Source organism: Methanospirillum sp. (assembly GCF_028679455.1).
In the GTDB taxonomy this organism is placed as follows: domain Archaea; phylum Halobacteriota; class Methanomicrobia; order Methanomicrobiales; family Methanospirillaceae; genus Methanospirillum.
Window position 1 is genome coordinate 1 of sequence record NZ_JAJRBM010000137.1, and the last position, 3,220, is coordinate 3,220.

The 3,220-nt window shown below is 47.9% G+C and carries 3 protein-coding genes; 1 reads left to right on the top strand and 2 read right to left on the bottom strand.

Annotated elements, in window-relative coordinates:
- Both LUQ50_RS04645 and LUQ50_RS04650 read right to left on the bottom strand, forming a co-directional pair.
- On the bottom strand, positions 1-731 hold a 731-nt coding region (locus LUQ50_RS04645), incomplete at its 3' end, for a TCP-1/cpn60 chaperonin family protein (RefSeq protein ID WP_300036896.1).
- A gap of 52 nt (positions 732-783) precedes the next feature.
- Positions 784-1,701 carry a transcriptional regulator gene (locus tag LUQ50_RS04650; protein ID WP_300036899.1) on the bottom strand — a complete coding sequence of 306 codons (918 nt, stop codon included), beginning with the start codon at positions 1,699-1,701 and terminating at the stop codon, positions 784-786.
- Positions 1,702-2,094: 393 nt separating this feature from the next.
- Here LUQ50_RS04650 and LUQ50_RS04655 point away from each other — a divergent pair.
- A partial coding sequence (locus tag LUQ50_RS04655) for a tRNA(Ile)(2)-agmatinylcytidine synthase (RefSeq protein ID WP_300036902.1) occupies positions 2,095-3,220 on the top strand: 1,126 nt, incomplete at its 3' end.

The window sequence follows — 3,220 nt, forward strand, 5'->3', positions numbered from 1 at the left end:
ATTGCCGCGTTCAGGAGCATGACCTTAGCCTTGGTGATGCTGCTTGGCATACCGGGGTGGACACGTTCCTTGTCAATGACCATACCGATGACAATCTCAGAGTCCTCGATAGATCCGCCTACTTTCTTCTCGACCTTGATATTTTCAGTGTCAACAGTTCCATCGGTCTCAGCGACCATGGTGACTGCCTTCACAACGAGATCACAGAGACTGTCCTTTGATGCCTCTGCGCCCTTTCCGGTCATCGCAGTCTCAGCGATCTTCTTCAGAATCTTGACATCTTTTGGCTTGACATCAATCGCAAAACCCTTGAGGAGTTCCTGCGCCTTCTCTGCTGCCATCCGGTATCCGTGAGCGATAACAGTTGGATGAACATCCTGTTCAAGGAGTTCTTCAGAGCGTTTGAGCAGTTCTCCAGCGATTACAACTGCGGTAGTAGTCCCGTCACCGACCTCATCATCCTGGGTTTTGGCGACTTCGACCATCATCTTTGCAGCCGGGTGCTCGATATCCATCTCTTTGAGGATGGTGACACCATCGTTGGTGATTACAACATCACCGATGGAGTCTACGAGCATCTTGTCCATTCCTTTTGGTCCAAGAGTAGTCCGGACTGCGTTGGCAACCGCCTTTGCGGCGGCAATGTTCATTCCCTGGGCATCGCGCCCGCGGGTTCGTGAACTGCCTTCTTTAAGAATAAGAATTGGTTGTCCTCCAAGCTGTGTAGACATACAGAATCACCACGTGTAGGATAAGGTTGTTTAGTGGTTCTATATAATATTATCAGTTTAGAATGAGATTGAGGAGATCGTCAGCTCCCTCCATTGAGAGCAGGTCCTCCTCTCCGAGCATCAGTGTCTTGCCGATCCTGCGTTGCCGCTGATCATCGGTCATGATACACATGGCATGGGATCTGGTAACCTGAGAGATATTACCAATAATGCCTGCTCTTCGTGAGAGTTTCTGGGATCTTCCATACCCGGTCAGGATCGTATGGTCTTCATACGTGATAAGAGCCTGAAAGGGCGCACGACTCATCATCTGCAGGTGCATCCCCATCTCTTCAATAAATGGCTGAATCGGGATATCTTCTTCAGGAAGTGAGAGATCAGAACTTACGTGAGGAGTATAGCGGAGAAGATCAATGGGCTCAACAACCCCGCTGTCAAAAGTCTCCTCAATCCGTATGGCAATATCAATGGTGGTCCCCATTCCTGCCTCATACTTGGCTACCGTACGGCGGGATACTCCCAGTATCTGGCCTAGATCCCCAAGCGAGAGATTATTTACTTCCCGTAACTCGCGAAGTTTCTCGCCACTGATATTTACGTACAGACCTCCGGGAGATGCATAAATAAGAGGAGGTGAACCGTCAACGAAATAATCATGGAGGGTTGGATAATTTATTGCAGGAATTCCGTACCGAACATACACTGCCCCCCGTTCAAGTTCAGCATCACGTGCACGTTCACCGACAACCAGCGGAGTACCATTAAGGTTCCTTGAGATCTGATCCAGATCGCGAGCATTCTCTTCGCTGATACTATCAATATGCGATATCACTTTCAGGACTACAATCTGATTTCCATTATTGGCAATGAGATCAAAACTCTTCGGCCTCATGGCAAAGAGTTCTGATACATCATAGCCTGCCATCATCATGACGCTGATAACATTCTGGAGCAGACGGTCCTGTGACATCAGTTATTAATGACCTCCATTAAGAGGGAGTATATTTCCCGGGATCTGTGAAATCCTGGTTCCTGGAGGAATTTCACTTCAATATACTCTCTTGTCCTCCGATAAGATAAATACCTACTTTATGTGCGTATTTAATAATTGTCACCAGTAAAATCTGGATCCTTATCTCTGGAACGGTGAAGATCATGAATGAAACAATTCATACATAATTTCGAATCACCATATAATCAATAATCAAAAGTGCAGCACCCATCATTTTCAGATCATGAATGGGTATCCCGAAATATCCGCGATTCGCAATTGAAAACAGATGAGGGTTGTAACTCTCATGTTCTCCCTCGATTGAAAGGCTTGAATTATAAAAATGGAATAGTGCCCATCAGAATGTCTCCCATGCAAACCTTCTGGATCGGACTGGATGATACCGATTCACCGGAGGGTATGTGTACTACCTGGCTGGGAGCACGTCTCATCAGAGATCTTCGTAACTTCGGATTCAGGATCGATGAGGCACGTCTCATCAGGCTAAATCCAACAATTCCCTACCGGACACGAGGAAATGCAGCGATTGCCATCAGAGTTACAGGTGATCCTAGCATTGCATTTGATCACGCCTGTAATCTCGTTACTACCTATGCAGATCTCACATGCGAAAAGACCCATCCCGGAGTCGTAGTCGCAGATCACCAGTTTCCCTCAGAATTTTATACCAAAGCGGTGACAGCAGTCTGTACCATAGCCGAAGCAGAAGAGCTCCTGAAAGAACATGCCATTGCATGGAAAGGGTTCAAACTGGGCAGGGGACTCATCGGAGCTACTGCAGCAATCGCTTCGGATCTTTCCGATCACACCTGGGAACTACTTGCATACCGGGATGAGACACGATGGACCACTCCCCGGGAAGTAGATGCAGTGAGTCTTTTTACTGCTGAAGAGGCAACGACACCTCATACCTGGGATACGGTGGATCCTGACCGGGGATCGGTGGTCTGTGTGCCGCATACTCCGGATCCGGTTCTCTATGGAATCAGAGGAGATTCACCATTTGCGATTGCCCATGCGGTATCATGCATTCGCTCTGAACCATATCCATGGGGACAGATCTGGCTTACCAATCAGGGAACAGATGCTCATATATTATGCGGAAAAATCGGATCTCTCACCGAAGGAAGTTCATATCGGGTCAGGGGAACAGTCCTGAAACCCCCTGCAACAGGGATCGGCGGACATGTCAGTTTTTGTATCGGCGACAACGGGAGGGAATTACCATGTATGGCATTCGAACCGACAAAATGTTTCAGAGACCATGTCAGATCCCTCATTCCCGGCGATCAGATCATTGCAGTTGGATCGTTTTTGAACAGCACCCTGAACCTGGAAAAGATCTGCCTCTCCATCAGAAAAACTGATGAACACAAAAATGCCCCATACTGCAAAATATGCCAGAAACAGATGACCAGTGCGGGCGCTGGAAAGGGATATAAGTGCAGGAAGTGTGGAGAAAGAACCCAGACTCCGG